13 protein-coding genes are annotated in these 16,923 nt (G+C 64.7%); 9 read left to right on the forward strand and 4 right to left on the reverse strand.

Translation table 11 applies throughout. From position 1 onward, the window contains the following. The first annotated feature begins 241 nt into the window (after positions 1–241). The 3 genes from acnA to C5L14_RS21520 all read left to right on the forward strand — a co-directional run bounded on the left by acnA (position 242) and on the right by C5L14_RS21520 (position 4,179). On the forward strand, positions 242–2,923 hold the full coding sequence (gene acnA, locus C5L14_RS21510; protein ID WP_105864122.1) for an aconitate hydratase AcnA: 2,682 nt from the start codon (positions 242–244) through the stop codon (positions 2,921–2,923). Positions 2,924–3,010: 87 nt separating this feature from the next. Further along, the gene (locus tag C5L14_RS21515; protein ID WP_105864123.1) at positions 3,011–3,679 is read left to right on the forward strand and encodes a carbonic anhydrase; all 669 of its coding nucleotides are present in this window, start codon (positions 3,011–3,013) and stop codon (positions 3,677–3,679) included. Positions 3,680–3,906: 227 nt separating this feature from the next. Beyond that, complete coding sequence (locus C5L14_RS21520; RefSeq protein ID WP_105864124.1) at positions 3,907–4,179, forward strand: hypothetical protein; 273 nt, start codon at positions 3,907–3,909, stop codon at positions 4,177–4,179. Positions 4,180–4,202: 23 nt separating this feature from the next. On the opposite strand, the gene C5L14_RS21525 is transcribed toward C5L14_RS21520, so the two are convergent. Next, complete coding sequence (locus C5L14_RS21525; RefSeq protein WP_105864125.1) at positions 4,203–4,637, reverse strand: Lrp/AsnC family transcriptional regulator; 435 nt, start codon at positions 4,635–4,637, stop codon at positions 4,203–4,205. A gap of 119 nt (positions 4,638–4,756) precedes the next feature. Between C5L14_RS21525 and C5L14_RS21530 the strand changes: the two genes are divergently transcribed. Further along, on the forward strand, positions 4,757–5,680 hold the full coding sequence (locus C5L14_RS21530) for a DMT family transporter (protein WP_105864126.1): 924 nt from the start codon (positions 4,757–4,759) through the stop codon (positions 5,678–5,680). Here the strand turns inward: C5L14_RS21530 and C5L14_RS21535 are convergent. Then, on the reverse strand, positions 5,677–6,462 hold the full coding sequence (locus C5L14_RS21535) for a DMT family transporter (protein ID WP_105864127.1): 786 nt from the start codon (positions 6,460–6,462) through the stop codon (positions 5,677–5,679). The genes C5L14_RS21530 and C5L14_RS21535 overlap by 4 nt on opposite strands. A 125-nt stretch (positions 6,463–6,587) precedes the next feature. Beyond that, positions 6,588–8,465, reverse strand: a complete 1,878-nt coding sequence (locus C5L14_RS21540; RefSeq protein ID WP_105864128.1) for a M3 family oligoendopeptidase — start codon at positions 8,463–8,465, stop codon at positions 6,588–6,590. Between the two features lie 346 nt (positions 8,466–8,811). Between C5L14_RS21540 and C5L14_RS21545 the strand changes: the two genes are divergently transcribed. The 3 genes from C5L14_RS21545 (at position 8,812) to C5L14_RS21555 (ending at position 14,394) form a co-directional block, all read left to right on the forward strand. Then, on the forward strand, positions 8,812–10,329 hold the full coding sequence (locus C5L14_RS21545; RefSeq protein ID WP_105864129.1) for a sigma-54-dependent transcriptional regulator: 1,518 nt from the start codon (positions 8,812–8,814) through the stop codon (positions 10,327–10,329). 165 nt (positions 10,330–10,494) lie between these two features. Continuing rightward, positions 10,495–12,492, forward strand: coding sequence for a L,D-transpeptidase family protein (locus C5L14_RS21550; protein WP_146126991.1), 1,998 nt, complete (start codon positions 10,495–10,497; stop codon positions 12,490–12,492). A gap of 345 nt (positions 12,493–12,837) precedes the next feature. After that, the gene (locus C5L14_RS21555; protein WP_146126992.1) at positions 12,838–14,394 is read left to right on the forward strand and encodes a DUF882 domain-containing protein; all 1,557 of its coding nucleotides are present in this window, start codon (positions 12,838–12,840) and stop codon (positions 14,392–14,394) included. A 10-nt stretch (positions 14,395–14,404) separates the two neighbouring features. On the opposite strand, the gene C5L14_RS21560 is transcribed toward C5L14_RS21555, so the two are convergent. Beyond that, on the reverse strand, positions 14,405–14,689 hold the full coding sequence (locus C5L14_RS21560; protein WP_245443487.1) for a BolA family protein: 285 nt from the start codon (positions 14,687–14,689) through the stop codon (positions 14,405–14,407). A gap of 274 nt (positions 14,690–14,963) precedes the next feature. On the opposite strand from C5L14_RS21560, the gene C5L14_RS21565 reads away from it, so the two are divergent. Both C5L14_RS21565 and C5L14_RS21570 read left to right on the forward strand, forming a co-directional pair. Further along, positions 14,964–16,043, forward strand: coding sequence for a DUF2125 domain-containing protein (locus C5L14_RS21565; protein ID WP_105864132.1), 1,080 nt, complete (start codon positions 14,964–14,966; stop codon positions 16,041–16,043). Between the two features lie 96 nt (positions 16,044–16,139). Further along, entirely contained in the window at positions 16,140–16,922 is a 783-nt protein-coding gene (locus C5L14_RS21570) for a transporter substrate-binding domain-containing protein (protein WP_105864133.1), read from the forward strand. Position 16,923: the final 1 nt, after the last annotated feature.

A 16,923-nucleotide genomic window follows, 5' to 3' on the forward strand; every position in this document is an offset into this window, starting at 1 on the left:
TCAGCCTTAATAAAGCGTTAAAAATCGAGCCGATTTGGCCGTCCCTGCCGAACCCTGCCTTCGAGGCGCCAAATCCCGCATTCCCGGCATGGCTGCCGGCGCCAAATAGGCAGTAGCGGCCTGACTGGAATCCTTCTATAAACGCACCATCCCGCGCCGCACAAATCGCCTCGCGAGCGCGAATTCCGCTGACCTATCATAGGCTTGGGGACCTTCCTCGGCCTTTTTCAGGGAACCTGCCATGGCCTCTCTCGACAGCTTCAAAGCCCGCAAGACACTTCAGGTGGGCTCGAAGACCTATACCTACTATTCCTTGAAGGCAGCGGAAGCGAACGGTCTTCCCGGCATTTCCGCCTTGCCGGTCTCCATGAAGGTCCTGCTCGAGAACCTCCTGCGCTTCGAGGATGGCCGCAGCGTTTCCAAGGGCGATATCGAAGCCATCGCCGCCTTCCTCACCAATCGCGGCAAGGCCGAGCGCGAGATCGCCTTCCGGCCCGCCCGCGTGCTGATGCAGGACTTCACCGGCGTGCCGGCCGTGGTCGATCTCGCGGCCATGCGCGATGCCATGAAGGCCCTGGGCGGCGATCCCACCCGCATCAACCCGCTGGTGCCGGTGGACCTGGTCATCGACCACTCCGTCGTCGTCGATTATTTCGGCAACAACGACGCCTTCAAAAACAACGTCGCCCGCGAATATGAGCAGAACCAGGAGCGCTACCGCTTCCTGAAATGGGGCCAGTCGGCTTTCGACAATTTCCGCGTGGTGCCGCCGGGCACGGGCATCTGCCATCAGGTCAATCTCGAATATCTGGCGCAGGCGGTCTGGACCAAGGAAGAGGACGGCACCACCGTCGCCTACCCCGACACGCTGGTGGGCACCGATAGCCACACCACCATGGTCAACGGCCTGGGCGTGCTCGGCTGGGGTGTCGGCGGCATCGAGGCCGAAGCCTCCATGCTCGGCCAGCCCAACTCCATGCTGATCCCCGAAGTGATCGGCTTCCGTCTCACCGGCAAGCTGCCGGCCGGCGTCACCGCCACCGACCTCGTGCTCACCGTCACCCAGATGCTCCGCAAGAAGGGCGTCGTCGGCAAGTTCGTGGAGTTCTTCGGTCAGGGTCTCGACGCCATGACGCTGGAGGACAAGGCCACCATCGCCAATATGGCCCCGGAATATGGCGCGACCTGCGGCTTCTTCCCTGTCGATGCCGAGACGCTGCGCTATCTCGACAAGTCGGGCCGGGATGCCGACCGTATCGCCCTGGTCGAGGCCTATACCAAGGAACAGGGCATGTTCCGCACGGCCTCGAGCTTCGATCCCGTGTTCACCGACATCCTCGAGCTGGATCTGGCCACCGTGCTGCCCTCGCTCGCTGGTCCCAAGCGTCCGCAGGACCGCGTGCTGCTCTCCGACGCCAAGGCTGGCTTCCTCGCCGCCCTTGAAGGCGAATTCAAGAAGCCGGGCGAAGCCGGCAAGACCCAGGCCGTCGCCGGAACCGACTATGCCATCGGCCATGGCGCCGTGACCATCGCCGCCATCACCTCCTGCACCAACACCTCCAATCCCTCGGTGCTGGTCGCGGCCGGCCTGCTCGCCCGCAAGGCTGCGGCCAAGGGTCTGAAGTCCAAGCCCTGGGTCAAGACCTCGCTCGCGCCGGGATCGCAGGTGGTGGAGGCCTATCTCAGCCAGTCCGGTCTGCAGAAGGACCTCGATGCCCTCGGCTTCAACCTCGTTGGCTTCGGCTGCACCACCTGCATCGGCAATTCGGGTCCGTTGCCCGAGCCGATCTCCGAGGCCGTCAACAAGGGTGACATCGTCGCCGCCGCCGTGCTCTCGGGCAACCGCAACTTCGAAGGCCGGGTCAATCCGGACGTGAAGGCCAACTACCTGGCATCGCCCCCGCTGGTGGTCGCCTATGCCCTGGCCGGCTCGCTTCAGGTCGACCTCACGCTGGAGCCGCTCGGCACCGGCAGCGACGGCAAGCCTGTCTTCCTCTCCGATATCTGGCCCGATGGCGCCGAGATCCAGGCGGTGATCGACGAGTTCGTCACGCAGGCGATGTTCAAGTCCAAATATGCCGACGTCTTCAAGGGCGACGAGAACTGGCAGAAGATCTCCGCACCGGCTGGGCAGACCTATGCCTGGGACGAGCGCTCCACCTATGTGCAGAACCCGCCCTATTTCGAGGGCATGACCAAGACGCCCGTGCCGCCGACCGACGTGCACAAGGCCCGCGTCCTCGGCCTCTTCCTCGACTCGATCACCACCGACCACATTTCCCCGGCCGGTTCGATCAAGGCGGCGAGCCCGGCGGGCGAATATTTGCGCGACCATCAGGTCCGCCCGGTGGACTTCAACCAGTACGGCACCCGCCGCGGCAACCATCAGGTGATGATGCGCGGCACCTTCGCCAATATCCGCATCAAGAACCAGATGCTGCCGGGTATCGAAGGGGGCCTCTCGATCCACTATCCCGATGGCGTGGAAGCGCCGATCTATGACGTCGCCATGCGCTACAAGGCCGAGGGCGTGCCGCTGGTGGTATTCGCCGGCAAGGAATACGGCACCGGCTCCTCGCGTGACTGGGCCGCCAAGGGCACCAAGCTGCTCGGCGTGCGCGCCGTGATCGCGCAGAGCTTCGAGCGCATCCACCGCTCCAACCTGGTCGGCATGGGCGTGGTCCCCTTCACCTTCGCCGAAGGCACTTCCTGGCAGACGCTCGGCCTTAAGGGCGACGAGACCGTGACGATCGAGGGTATCGAGACGATCAAGCCGCGCGCCACCATCGAGGCCGAGATCACCTTCGCCGACGGCAAGACCGTCAGGGTGCCGCTTTTGTGCCGCATCGACACGCTGGATGAGCTCGACTACTTCAAGAATGGCGGCATCCTGCAGTTCGTGCTGCGGAACCTGGCGGCCTAATCCTGGTTTACCCTCCCCGCGCAACTCAAGAGAGTTGCGGACCAGGGGAGGGTATTGGCCGAGTGGTCCACGCTTCAAGGAGATCCCATGTTCCCAGACAGTCTCATAGCCGGTTACAAGTCCTTCCTCGGTGATCGTTTTTCCCGGGAACGGCAGCGCTATGAGTCGCTGGCGACCACAGGGCAGAGCCCCGAAGTCCTGGTGATCGGCTGCTGCGACTCGCGCGTCTCGCCCGAAGTGATCTTCGATGCAGGGCCGGGCGAGCTGTTCGTGGTGCGCAACGTCGCCAACATCGTGCCGCCCTACGAAGTAGGCGGCCAGTTCCACGGCACCAGCGCCGCGCTGGAATTCGCGGTCGAAGCGCTCAAGGTCAAGCATATCGTGATCATGGGCCATGCCAGCTGCGGCGGTATCCGCTCCTTCGCCGAGAAGCGGGCGCCGCTCTCCTCCGGTGATTTCATCGGCAAGTGGATGTCGATCATCGCACCGGCGCTCGACACGCTCGAGGACCCCGGTGAGACGCCGTCCGATGACTATGTGACCCGGCTCGGCTTGGCCGCGGTGGAGCAGAGCCTGGCCAATCTGATGACCTTCGGCAGCGTGCGCCGTCGCGTCGATGCCGGCGAGCTGCAGCTTCACGGCGCCTATTTCGGCATCGCTTCCGGCCACCTGCTGGTGCGCGACCCCAAGACCCGCCGCTTCGAGGCGGTAGTGAGCGATATCGGTACGCCGCCGTCCCTGTTGCGCTGCGACTGACCCCCAGCGGTCCCGCGAAGGGCGCCCTTATAACTTCCTTACGCGTCACGCCCAAAATATTATACAATATTTATTTGTATAATATGCGCCGTATTTCGTAAAATGCCATCGATGTCAGTCTCGTCGACCAATCGTCGGCGAGGCCTGACGACGCCTTTCTCCTCTTCGCCGGCGAATGCGCTCCAGTGCCGCCGCAAGAACGAGGCATTTTTAGAACTGCATCCATCATGTCGAAGTCAGTCTCGAGAAAACTGGACCTGGTATCCAGGGTAACCATTCACGTCTTCGCCGGCGAAGTCCTCTTCGCGGCTCTGCTGGCGGCTTCCGGATCGAAAGCCTTTGCGCCGACCTTTGCCGTGCTGCTCACCTTTCTTGCGGTGATACAGGTGATGGCCGCTCTCGGCGCATGCCGTCGCGCCCCATCCTCCTCGCTGACGGAATGGGACGGGGTCACCTGGCTGTTGCTGGTGGCGACGGGCGCCTTGCTGTTCGCGCGGTGATTTCGGCTCGATGAGACGTGCCTTCACAGCGGCGGCAGGCGCCGCTTCACCGGCTGTGACTTTACGATGGCGGTGTTCGTCTCGGCCTTGTCGATCAGGCGGTCGAGGATTTCGTCCAATTGCTCGATCGAGCGCAGATGCAGCCGGGCGACGAAGCAGTCGTCGCCCGTGACCTTGTCGCATTCGGAAAATTCCGGGATTTCCTCGATCAGCCTCTGCACCCGGGGCAACTGGCCGGGCAAAGGGCGGATGCGGACGATCGCCTGCAGCGTATAGCCGAGGGCCTGCGGATCCACGTCCACGGTGAAGGCGCGGATCACGCCGCGCTCCTCCAGGCGCTTGAGCCGCTCGGAGGTCGAGGGGGAGGACAGGCTCACCCGGCTCGCCAGTTCCTTCAGCGAGATGCGGGCATTCTCGACCAGGATGTCGACGATGCGCTTATCCATTTCATCAAGCATGATGCCAATTCGCAATTTGTCCTTCGTAATTTAGGATAATGCCATAGCTGGCCTAATCCGATCCATATAAATCCGCAAAGCGTCCGAATAGACTCCGATCTCCATTGAGAGGTGATGTCATGGACAAGCTCCGCGGAACGGCCGAGATGACGGCGGCCATGATCATATCGGGGACGATCGGCTGGTTCGTCATCCTGTCGGGCCAGCCGATCATCGACGTGGTGTTCTGGCGCTGCCTGTTCGGTGCCGGTACGCTCGCTTTGATCTGCCTGGGGCTCGGCCTTTTCAGGCGCGACGTCATTACGGGGCGGCAGATCGGGCTGGCCGTGATCGGCGGCGTCGCCATCGTGGCGAACTGGCTGATGCTGTTCGCCGCCTATCCGCGTGCCTCGATCTCGATCGCCACCGCGGTCTACAACACCCAGCCCTTCATGCTGGTGGGCTTCGGCGTGCTGTTCTTTGCGGAGAAGCTGACGGCCTCCAAACTGTTCTGGCTCGGCCTCGCCTTTGCCGGCATGCTCGGTATCGTGCAGGCCAAAAGCGGCGCTGACGGCACCGACTATCTGGCCGGCATTGGCCTGGCGCTCGGCGCCGCCTTCTTCTATGCCATCGCCGCTCTGGCCGCCAAGAAGCTCAAGGGGGTGCCGCCGCATCTGATCGCGCTGATTCAGGTGATCGTCGGCCTGGCGATGCTGGCCCCGCTCGCTGACCTGTCCCATCCGTCCACGGGCGTGCGGATTTGGTCGATGCAGACTTGGGCGATTTTGGGCACGCTCGGCATCGTCCATACCGGGCTGATGTATATCCTGCTCTATGGCGCCATCCAGAAACTGCCGACCAGCCTCACCGGCGCGCTCTCCTTCATCTATCCGGTGGTGGCGATCCTGGTCGACCTCATCGCCTTCGGCCATCGCCTGGACTGGCTGCAGATGGCCGGTGCCGGCGCCATCCTGGTCGCGGCCGCCGGCATGACGCTCGGCTGGTCGCCGTTGCGGCGGAACGAGGCGGCGGCACCGATTCCGCCAAATCCCAAAACGCTTTAGCTCCCAATCCTGAGCAGGAGGACGCCGAAAAGGGCGGCGGCGATGCCGAGCCATTGCAGCGGCGACAATCTTTCGCCGCGCAGCACCACGCCCAGGGCGGCGGTCACGGCACCGGACAGGGTGCTCAGCACGGTGACGAGAAGCCAGAGCGATGAAGGCGGCAGCCGGAATTCGGCCGGCTGCGCCGCCAGCAGGCCGGCGAGGCAGATCAGGTTGGTGGCATAGAGCAGCCACAGCGTCGCGGGGGTGCCGAGCCTGGGCAGGGCCAGGTGCCCCTGCAGCCAGAAGCCGACGCCGAAGAGCAGGGCCGCCGCCAGTGCCAGGCGCAGCGGAGCCCTCGAGCCTGCCGAAGCCCTGCCGTCATCCGGCGCATAAACCGTGCAGGGTACCCCGATGAAACAGAGCGCCAGCCCCGCCAGCGCCCATCGGTCCAGAATCTCGCCGGTCGCCAGCGACAGCAAGGTGGTGACCACGCCATAGGTGGCGGTGAGGGGTGCCACCAGGGCGGCCTTGCCGCGGGCCAGGGCCGACATCAGAGCAAGCATGGCCAGAAAATTGCTGAGAGCGGCGGCAAGGCCCCACAGCCAAGCCTCCGGCGGGGCCGACGCCATCTGGCTGCGGATGGCGGGTAGGAATGCGATCAGCAGCGACAGGCCGGCAAAACCGACGGCCTGGCTGAAGAACTGGGACCGGCGCACCCCGAGCGCCCGCGCCGCCGCGCCGCCGAGGAAATCCGTGCCGCCCCAGCACAGGGCTGCCGCCAGGCCGAGAAGAATCGCCATGTTCGCATCCGGCTGTCCGGCCAGGAGAGGGCGCGTACTTCCTTCAGGGCTCCGCCCCTCCTAGCCGCAGCCGGAGACTCCCATTGCCGGCCGAGGAACGCTGGCGGCATCCCTCAAACGAAACATCACTCCATGCCTTCGAGCTCGACGATCATGCTCTCGATCAGATTGAGCCCGATCTGCCAGAAGGCCGGGTCGCGCGCGTCGAGGCCGAAGGGTGCGAGCAGTTCGGAATGGTGCTTGGTGCCGCCGGCCGCCAGCATGGAGAGGTAGCGTTCGGCAAAACCCTCATGGGCCTTCTCATAGACGGCATAGAGCGAATTCACCAGGCAATCGCCGAAGGCGTAGGCATAGACGTAGAAGGGTGAATGGATGAAGTGCGGGATATAGGTCCAGAAGGTCTCGTATCCCGGCCCGATCTTGATGGCCGGTCCCAGGCTGTCCGTCTGCACCGACAGCCAGATTTCGCCGAGGCGGTCGGCGGTCAATTCGCCCTGGCGGCGTTCGACATGCACCTTGCGCTCGAAGGAATAGAAGGCGATCTGGCGCACGACCGTGTTGATCATGTCCTCCACCTTGGCGGCGAGCATGGCCTTCTTCTGCGCCGGGCTTGCAGCCTGGGCGAGCAAAGCGCGGAAGGTCAGCATCTCCCCGAACACCGAGGCGGTTTCGGCCAAGGTTAGAGGCGTCGGTGCCATCAGCGCGCCGTTATGGCCAGCCAGCACCTGGTGGACGCCGTGGCCGAGCTCGTGGGCCAGCGTCATCACGTCGCGCGTCTTGCCCTGGTAGTTGAGGAGGACATAGGGATGGGCCGAGGGCACGGTCGGGTGGGCGAAGGCACCCGGGGCCTTGCCGGGACGGACGGGCGCGTCGATCCAGTTCTCGTCGAAGAAGCGCTGGGCGATGCCGGCCATGCGCGGGGAGAATCCGGCATAGGCCTCCAGCACGGTGCTGCGCGCATCTTCCCACTTGATCGGCGTGCTCTCGACCTTGGGCAGCGGGGCGTTGCGATCCCAATGGTTGAGCTGGTCGAGCCCGAACCACCTGGCCTTGAGGCGATAATAGCGATGCGACAGCCGCGGATAGGCTTCCTGCACCGCCGAGACCAGGGCGTCCACCACCTCGCGCTCGACCCGGTTCGACAGATGGCGGGAATCGGCGACATCCTCGAAACCGCGCCAGCGGTCGGAGATCTCCTTGTCCTTGGCCAGCGTGTTGGTGATCAGGGTGAACAGCCTGAGATTGTCCTTGAAGGTGCGGGCGAGGGCATGCGCCGCTTTCTCGCGCTTGGCCGGGGAGGGGTCCTGGAGCAGGTTCAGGGTCGGCTCCAGCGTCAGTTCCTGGCTGTCCTCCACCCGGAAGCGCAGGCCCGAGATCGTCTCGTCGAACAGGCGGTTCCAGGCCCCACGCCCGGTCACCGACTTGTCGTGGAACAATTGTTCGACGCGGTCCTCGAGCTGGTAGGGCTTTTCGATGCGGATATCGTCGAGCCAGGGCTTCCAATGAGCGAGCGCCTCGTCCTTGACCGCCTCGGCCAAGGCAGCATCGTCGATACGGTTGAGCTCCAGCGTGAAGAACAGGAGGTGGGAGGACGCCGTGGTCAGCTTGTCCTGCACGTCGCCATAGAATTTGGCGCGGGCGGGATCGGTGGTGTCGCCGGCATAGACCAGGCCGGCGAAGGAGGCGATGCGCCCCAGCCTGTCCTCGATGCCTTCATAGGTCTTGATGATGGCTGCGAGACGGCGGGCGCCATCCGTGCCTGCCAGGATCTCGGCGAGCCTGCCCTTATGGGCCTCCTCGAAGGCAAGGCAGTCGGCCTGCCCCCGGTCGAGATCGGCGCTGATTTCCGGCGAATCGATGCCCGGATAGAGATCGGCGAGATTCCATTCCGGCAATCGGCCGAGTTCACCGCCCTTCCGGTCGGGCTTGGTCTGCGGCGAATCGGCTTTGGCCACCCCGGATGAGGTGGAGCCCGAGGATGCGGAAAAAGATTGGCCGGCCATGAAAACTCCTTGAGACCACCGATGCGCCTTTGCGGTTCCGGCGCTCGCCGCCAAATCGAAAGACGCTGTAGCCGGGCCAGCGATGCGGCCCCGTGATGGTCTCACATATCGCCGTTCGCGGCGGTGGTTTCAACCGTCTCAGCCGAATGTGACTTCGATGAAACGTCGTTAAGCAGTCCTTCACGCTTCTGCTCCTAGATGATCCGAAACGGCACACGGGGCGCTTCGCCCGGGTGAAATTATGAGGCCTCGCCGGAAGGCAGCCTCGCGCTGACGCAGTGATGTCAGGGTTTCCGCAGGGATCGCGATCCGATCGCTGCATCGGATGAAATGGGACGGGGGATTGATGGGCTCGACTGTTCTGATCGCCGACGATGATCCGGTGCAATGCCGGCTCCTCGAGGCCATGGTGAGGCGCTTTGGCTATCATGCCCGCCTCGTGGACAGCGGCGAAGCAGCGCTGCGCGAACTCGAAGGCGGCAAGATCGATCTCCTCGTTCTGGATCTGGTGATGCCTGATCTCGACGGCATGGGCGTGCTCGGTCGCATGCGGGCCCGCGGCCTGCAGGTTCCGGTGATCGTTCAGACGGCCCATGGTTCGATCGATGCCGTGATCTCTGCGATGAAGGCCGGAGCGGCCGATTTCGTGGTCAAGCCCGTCGGCGCCGAGCGCCTGCAGGCGTCGATCCGCAATGCCCTCAAGCACCGCGCGCTGGAACGCGAGGTCCGCGTGCTCGCCAAGCGCGCAGCGGGCCAGCTCGGCCTGAGGGACCTGGTCGCCCGCGGCCCGGAGATGGAGAGGGTGGTGCGTCTCGCCGAGAAAGCGGCCGGCTCGACCATTCCCGTGCTGATCGAGGGCGAAACGGGCACCGGCAAGCAGATGGTGGCGCACGCGATCCACGGCGGGGGCGAACGTCGCGGCCGACCCTTCGTGGCCGTCAATTGTGGCACCCTGCCGGAGGCCGAGGCCGAACGCATCCTGTTCGGCCAGGACAAGAACGCAGCCGGTGCCGTCGACAAGCAGGCCGGCAAGCTGGCGGAGGCCCACGGCGGCACGCTCTTCCTCGACAATGTTGGCGAATTGTCGCCCGTCTTGCAGGTCAAGCTGCTCGACGCGCTGCGCAGCGGCGAAATCGAGCCGCTGGGCGCGCGCCGGGCGGTGCGCACCGACTTCCGCCTGATCTCCTCGACCAGCCGCAATCTGATCGATCTCGTCAAGGCAGGGCAGTTCCGCGAGGATCTCTATTACCGCCTCCATGTCTTTCCGATCATGCTGCCGGCGCTGCGGATGAGACGCGAGGACGTCGCCGATCTCGCCTGGCATTTTCTCGCCCGCTTCGGGGCCGAGGAGGGCAAGGCCATACGCAGCATCAGTGCCGAGGCCCTGGCGCTGCTCACCGCCTATGACTGGCCCGGCAATGTGCGCCAGCTCGAAAATGCGATGTATCGCGCCGTGATCCTCGCCGAGGGCGACGAGATTGGCGTGCCTGATTTGCCGCAGATCGCTGCCCGCGTGGACGGGTTCGATGTGCGCATCCCCTCAGCGCCGCTGCTGCCGCCCAAGCCGGTTCACACCGGCCCGGCCATGATCACCGGGGCGCCGCTGCGCGAGATCATCACGGTGCGTGAACCCCACACCATGACCATGCTCGATGCGCGGGGGGACGTGCGCACGCTGGAATCGCTGGAAACGGACATGCTGAAATTCGCCATCCGCCATCACCGCGGGCAGATGACCGAGGTCGCGCGCAAGCTCGGCATCGGGCGATCCACGCTTTATCGCAAGCTCAAGGAACTTGGACTTGACGAAGCGTCGATCGGCGTGAGAGCCGGAGAGGTGGGCGAGTCTCACCAAGCGGCTTGAACGGCGGCGTGATCAATTGCACACCAGAATTTGTCTTGAATCTGGCATGGTACTTGTCACTATCGACACATTTGCAGGCGGCGTTGGGACATTGGGCGCCGGGGATTGAGGAATCTTATGAGTTACCGCGCTAATTTGTTGAGTTCGGTCGCTCTGGCTTTGAGCTTGAGCGCCATATTGCTCCCGGCCTATGCCCAAGACAACGGTACGCCAGCCAGCCCCGTGCCCGTAGCGCCGCCGGTTCCCGGCCTGAGTGCCGGCGAAAAGCAGAGTGCCTTCGCGCCGGCGACGCCGCAGACCGCGCCGGCCGCCGCCTCGCCGCAGGAGAGGGTAAGCGTGCAGCATGTCAAGCCGGACAATGCGCCGGCCTCGACCGCGACGCTTGCGCCTGCACCGGTAGGTCCCGTGCCGGTGCCGGCTCCCGTCGAAATGGCCCCCAAGCCTGCCGAGACGGCAGTGGCTCCGGATACGCCGTCCTCGATCTCCGCTACGGCTCCCAAGGATGAGGCGGCCCGGGCCGGTACCCAGTCCGTGGCAGCCGCCTCGCCCGCCGGACAGCCCGCTCCCGCCGCCGTGCCGACACCGGAAATCCCGGCCGCCGTGCCCAGCGAGACGCCGGCCCCCAAGGTCGAGCCCAAGGCTGAACCCAAGACCGAGCCCATGCCGCCGGCCGAGGCCAGTACACCCGCGCCATCGGTCGCTCCTGCCACGGTCACCATGAATCTTTCCGCCAGGCTTGCCGATTACGTCGCCAAGCGCGGCGCCGATGCGCAGGCCATCAGCGACTTCTACGCCCTGCGGGGCCTGACGCCACTGTGGATCGACAATGGTGCGCTCACGCCCGCGGCCAAGGCGTTGGTCGACCGCATGAACCACGCCGCCGAGGACGGCCTCGATGCTGCGGCCTTCCGGGTCCCCGGGATCGATAGCCTGAGCGGCGCCAGCGCCGATGTCCAGGCCGATACCGAGATCGCACTGAGTGCGGCCATCCTCAATTATGTCCGCCAGGCTTCCTCGGGCCGGGTCGATACCAGGCAGATCAGCCGCGACATCGCCAAGGCTCCCAACATGCCCGATCCTGTGGCGGCGCTCGCTTCGGTGGCGATCGCCTCCAATCCGGTCGCGGTGCTCGACGGCTACAATCCGTCCTCGCCGCAATATCTGGCGCTGAAGCAGAAGCTGGCCGACGTCAGGGCCGCCAATGCCGCCGCCGCCGAAGCCTCCCTGCCCGTGGTTCCCGCCGGTCCCACGCTGAAGGTGGGCATGACCGATACGCGGGTGGCGGTGCTGCGCACCCGCTTGGGGCTGACGGCCAGCGACGCCGACAGCGATGTCTATGACGAGGCGCTGCAGGCGGCGGTCCGCGACTTCCAGGCCGCTCGCAACCTCAAGGCCAGCGGCACGCTCGGACCGGCCACCGTGGTCGCCCTCAATGCGGCCTTGCGCCAGCCGCGCGTGAATGTGGAAAGCGAGATCATCGCCAATATGGAGCGCTGGCGCTGGCTTCCCCACGACATGGGGCTGACCAACGTCTTCGTGAACGTTCCCGAGTACAAGGTCTGGTTCACCAAGGACGGCGTGCTGAGCTACGAGGCGCGGGTGGTGGTCGGCAAGGCCAATACGCCGACGCCGATCTTCTCGGACATGATGAGCTTCGTGGTCGTCAATCCGTCCTGGAACGTGCCGCAGTCGATCATCAAGAAGGAATACATGCCCAAACTCGCCCAAGACCCCGGCTATCTCGAGCGCCGGGGCTACGAGGTGAGCTATGTCGGCGGCCAGATGCAGGTGCGCCAGCCGCCTGGCGAGCGCAACGCGCTCGGCTTCATCAAGTTCATGTTCCCGAACAATTTCTCGGTGTATCTGCACGACACGCCGCAGCGCAACCTGTTCTCGCGTGACGAACGGGCCTTCAGCCATGGCTGCGTGCGTGTGGATAACCCCTATAAATTTGCCGAGCTGGTGATGGGCAATGGCTGGACTGAGGACAGTGTCCGCGGCCTGCAGGGCGGGGACGAGCAGCGCATTGATTTGGAGAGGAAAATTCCGGTCCACATCGCTTATTTCACCGCCTATGTGGACGGTGACGGCGAATTGCAGCGCCTCAATGACATCTACGGATATGACCGGAAGGTGATTTCGGCGCTTGGCCTTCCCGGCTGAAATCTGTTATGCAACGATTTACCATGTTTGGTAAGGGTTGGCGTTTGCCAACCCGCGTTCGTCTTTTTGCCACGTTTCCCAAGCAAAAGGCCACTCCCAAGGCCGGTTTCAACGGCTAGAACTTAGGGGTCGAACGGTGCATCAACGGTGCTTTAACCAATCTCGGCAAGACTCCGGCAATCCGGACCTGGCGCCGAGCGTCCCATTTATGGAAATACGCTCTGCGCTGGTTCCCTCGCCTATTTGCCGAGAGTGCTAATCGTGCAGAACCCACTCAGCCTTTTGCCCCGGATCAAAGTTTCGCGTACCGGTCGCATTCTGGCCATTTCCCTCGCATCGACGGTGATGACGACGGTTCTGGTCGGGCCGACGCAGGACGCGATTGCCAATGGCGATACCCGCTCGCTCTATATGCGCCACCTGCATACGGGCGAGACCATCAACATCACCTACAAGCGCAACGGCTCTTACGACTCCGCTGCGCTGAAGAAGATCGACTGGTTCATGCGCGACTGGCGCCAGAACCAGGCCGTGCGCATGGATCCGCGGGCGCTCGACACGCTCTGGCTGGTCTATCGCCAGGTCGGCGCCTCCCAGCCGATCAACATCGTCTGCGGCTACCGCTCGCCCGGCACCAACGGCATGCTGCGCCGGCGTTCGCGCGGCGTCGCCAAGTTCAGCCAGCACACGCTTGGCAAGGCGATCGACTATTTCATCCCCGGCGTGCCGCTGTCGAAGCTGCGTGTCGCCGGTCTGCGCCTGCAGCGTGGCGGCGTGGGGTATTATCCTTCGTCTGGCTCGCCCTTCGTCCACATGGACTCCGGCGGCGTACGCATGTGGCCGCGCATGTCGCGTAGCGAACTCGCTTCCGTCTTCCCCGACGGCAAGACGGTGCTGCTGCCTTCGGACGGGCGTCCGATGCCCGGCTATCAGCTGGCGATGAACGAAATTCGCCGCAATGGCGGTTCGGCTGGCGGTGGCGCCGGCGAGGATGATGTTGCCGAAACCAGCGGCGGCGGCTTCTTCGCGGCCCTGTTCGGCTCGCGCAGCAACAGCACCACCACCACCAGCGCCCCGCCGGTCGAGGTGGCCCAGGCCTATGCGCCGACGACGCGCAGCAATGCTCGCATACCGGCCGCGCCGCCGCAGCCTGCTCCGGTGATGCAGCAGATGGCGATGGCCGATGAACTGGCGACGTCGCCCCGTCGCATGGCTCCCGTGCCGCTGCCGGAACGCCGTCCCAACGATATCGATGCCGTCCAGGCCGCCGATGCCGCGACGGCCCAGCTTGCCTCGGCCGACACCGGCCCCCGCATGATCTGGCAGACCGGGCCGAATGGCACGGGTGGCGAGACGGCTGCCAATGTGCCGCTGCCGCCGCTGCGTCCGGGTACGGCCGCCGAGGAGAGCCAGGCGGCTCCCGTGCAGCTCGCATCCCTGGATGCCCCGCCCTCGGTGCCGGCGACGCGGCCCGTGGTCGATCCCAAGCCGCCGATCTTCGCCGACCTTTCTCAGGGCAGCGAAGGCTTCATGAAGCGCAGCGCCAACCGCCAGTCGCAGCGCGCGCTCGGCTTTGCCGACACCGCGCCGGTGACCAATACCGCCCGCCCGCCGCGGCCGGCTTTGATCGCGACGCGCTTCGAGAAGCAGAATTTCGCTTCGCTGTCGGCACCGGTTTCCGCCGCCCGCAACAAGCAACAAGCGACCCTGGTCAAGCCGGATCTGCGCACCACGGCTTCGCTGATCGCGGCGCCGTCGAAGACGGTGGTGGTACGCTTCGGCGTGGCGGCTTATCAGGACCTGCGGGCCGACAAGTTCACCGGCGCCGCGGTGAAGCCTCTGCGCGTGGCCAGCTTCACGCCGATGCCGGATATCTTCACCGGCTCGATCGCCTCCAACTAAGCCAGAGCTTTTACCAGCGTACCGGTTCGCCCGGTGCGCTGGCCTCGATCGCCAGAGCATGAACGCCGCGGGCAAAGGCGGGCTTCAGGGCCTCGTTGACGAGGCGATGGCGCTCGACGCGGCTGCGTCCGCTGAAGTGCGGCGAGACGATTCTCACTCGGAAATGGCTCTCACCGCCTTCGCGATGACCGGCGTGGCCGGCATGAGCGGCCGATTCGTCCAGCACCACCAGGCGTTCGGGTGCAAGCGCGGCCTGGAGACTGGTTTCAATCAGATCTTGGATGGATGATGACACGTTCGCAGGTTTCCTATTGCCCTGACTTCGGCCCAATTCTCCGCGATAGAGAGGCCTCGTCTCGAATCACGTTATTCCTGCGCTAAAACAAGGCCGATGCAAGGCCGATGCAAGGCCGATGCAAGGCCGATGCATCTATCCGCGACCCGGCCAATCCTAGAGCAAAACGCGTTCATGACTGAGCGCTCATTTTCTCTAACTTCCTGTTTCAACGCGTCTTTGCGATGCTTGGTGACCTCCGTCAAATCGCAAAACGCTCTAGCGAGACCCTTTCGTGCCGACTGACCTGACCAATCCCGCCCCGCGCCGTTCCTCCCGCCGCATCTATCTGCCGACCATCCTCTTCGCCCTGGTCGCGATCGCCTGGTCGGGCTTCTGGTGGTATGCCTCCACCCGGCTCGAAGCCGAGTGGAACCGCTTTGTGAGCAAGCAGGCCGAGCTCGGACGCCAGATCAAATGCGGCGAGCAGACCATCGCCGGCTATCCGTTCCGCCTGGAAATGCATTGTGGCCAGGCGACGGTGGAGAGCCTCAGGGGAGGGCGTCCCTTCAGTGCTGCACTCGCCGAGGTGAATGCGGTGGCCCAGGTGTATCAGCCCAACAAGGTTCTGCTCCAGGCCAAGGGACCGGTGACACTGGTCGACAAGAGCGATGCCGGCGCGACCCTGACCGCCGATTGGAAGAGCGCCGAGGCGAGCATGTCGATCTGGACCTCCGGGCCCCAGAACGCCGCGGTGGTGATCAAGGGCCTCAGCGGCAACGTCAAGCGCGGCGACCAGGCGGTCAATCTGGTCGAGGAGGGCAATGTCGAGATCCATATCCGCCTCGCCGAGGGTACCAATGCCGCGCCGGGTGCCTATGATCTCGCCGCCGATGTCGATGCCAAGGCGGTCGCGCCGCTGGATGATTTCCTTGGCTCTCCCTCGCCGATGAAAGCCACCTTTCGCGGGCTGATCACCAAGATCGACCTCAGGCCCATGCCGATGCCGGAGCGCCTGCGCGACTGGGCTGCCGCCGGCGGAGCGCTGAGCATCAGCCAGGCCCAGGTCGAGCGCGGTCCGAGCATCGTCAAGGCAACCGGCACGATCGGGCTGGAAACCAGCGGCTTTCCCTCCGGCGAGCTGACGGTGGCCCTCGCCGGCGTGCCGGAGCTTGCCCAGACGCTCAAGCAATCGGGCCGCGTGCCGGACATGGTGGCGACGACCCTCACCGTCGGCCTGCCGGTCCTCGGCAAACCCAGCAATATCGATGGCAAGGCGGCGGTCGAAGTGCCGCTGACCATCGCAGACGGCAAGGTCCGCGCCGGCGCCTTCCTGCCCGGCCTCAAGCTGCCGCGCCTGTTCCTGCCGGAATAGAGGCGAAGGCGCGCCGCGACAACCGATCCCCCTCTTGGGTTGAACGACGGGCGCGCAGCTTTATGCTGCGCGCAACAAACCATTAGGGGGAATCACATGCTCCGCGCGCTTCTCGTCTGTCTCAGCCTGCTGTGCCTTGCCCCTTCAGCCATTGCCAAGGACATGGCGTCGGTTCGCGGGCTCGATGCCGTGCTGGCGTCCGGCGTGCTCCGGGTAGGATCCACCGGCGACTACCGTCCCTTCAGCTACAAGGATCCCGCCAGCGGCGAGTTCTCCGGCTTCGACATCGACCAGGCCAAGAGCCTTGCCGAGACACTCGGCGTGAAGCTCGAGATCGTGCCGACGACCTGGTCCAGCCTGTCGGCCGATTTCGAGGCCGGCAAGTTCGACGTCGCGATGGGCGGCGTGTCGGTGACTTTCGACCGGCAGAAGAAGGGCCTGTTCTCCAGCCCCTATATGCGCGAGGGCAAGACGCCGATCGCCCGCTGCGCCGACAAGGGCAAGTTCGAGACGCTTCAGGATATCGACAAGCCCGAGGTGACGGTCGTCGCCAATCCGGGCGGCACCAACGAGAAGTTCGCCCGCGCCAGCCTGAAGCAGGCCAAGATCGTGATCTTTCCCGACAACACCAAGATCTTCGACGAGGTGGCGGCCGGCCGGGCCGATCTGATGATGACGGATGCTTCCGAAACCCTCTATCAGGAAAAGCTGCACCCCGGCGTTCTATGCGCCGTGCATCCCGACAAGCCCTTCAATTTCGCGGAGAAGGCCTATTGGCTGCAGCGCGACATCGGCCTGAAGGACTTTGTCGACCAGTGGCTGCACCAGTCGATCGAGACGGGGGCCTATCAGAAGATCTACGACAAGTGGTTCAAGTAGC

It is taken from the genome of Labrys okinawensis, from assembly GCF_002982075.1.
Taxonomy (GTDB): domain Bacteria; phylum Pseudomonadota; class Alphaproteobacteria; order Rhizobiales; family Labraceae; genus Labrys; species Labrys okinawensis_A.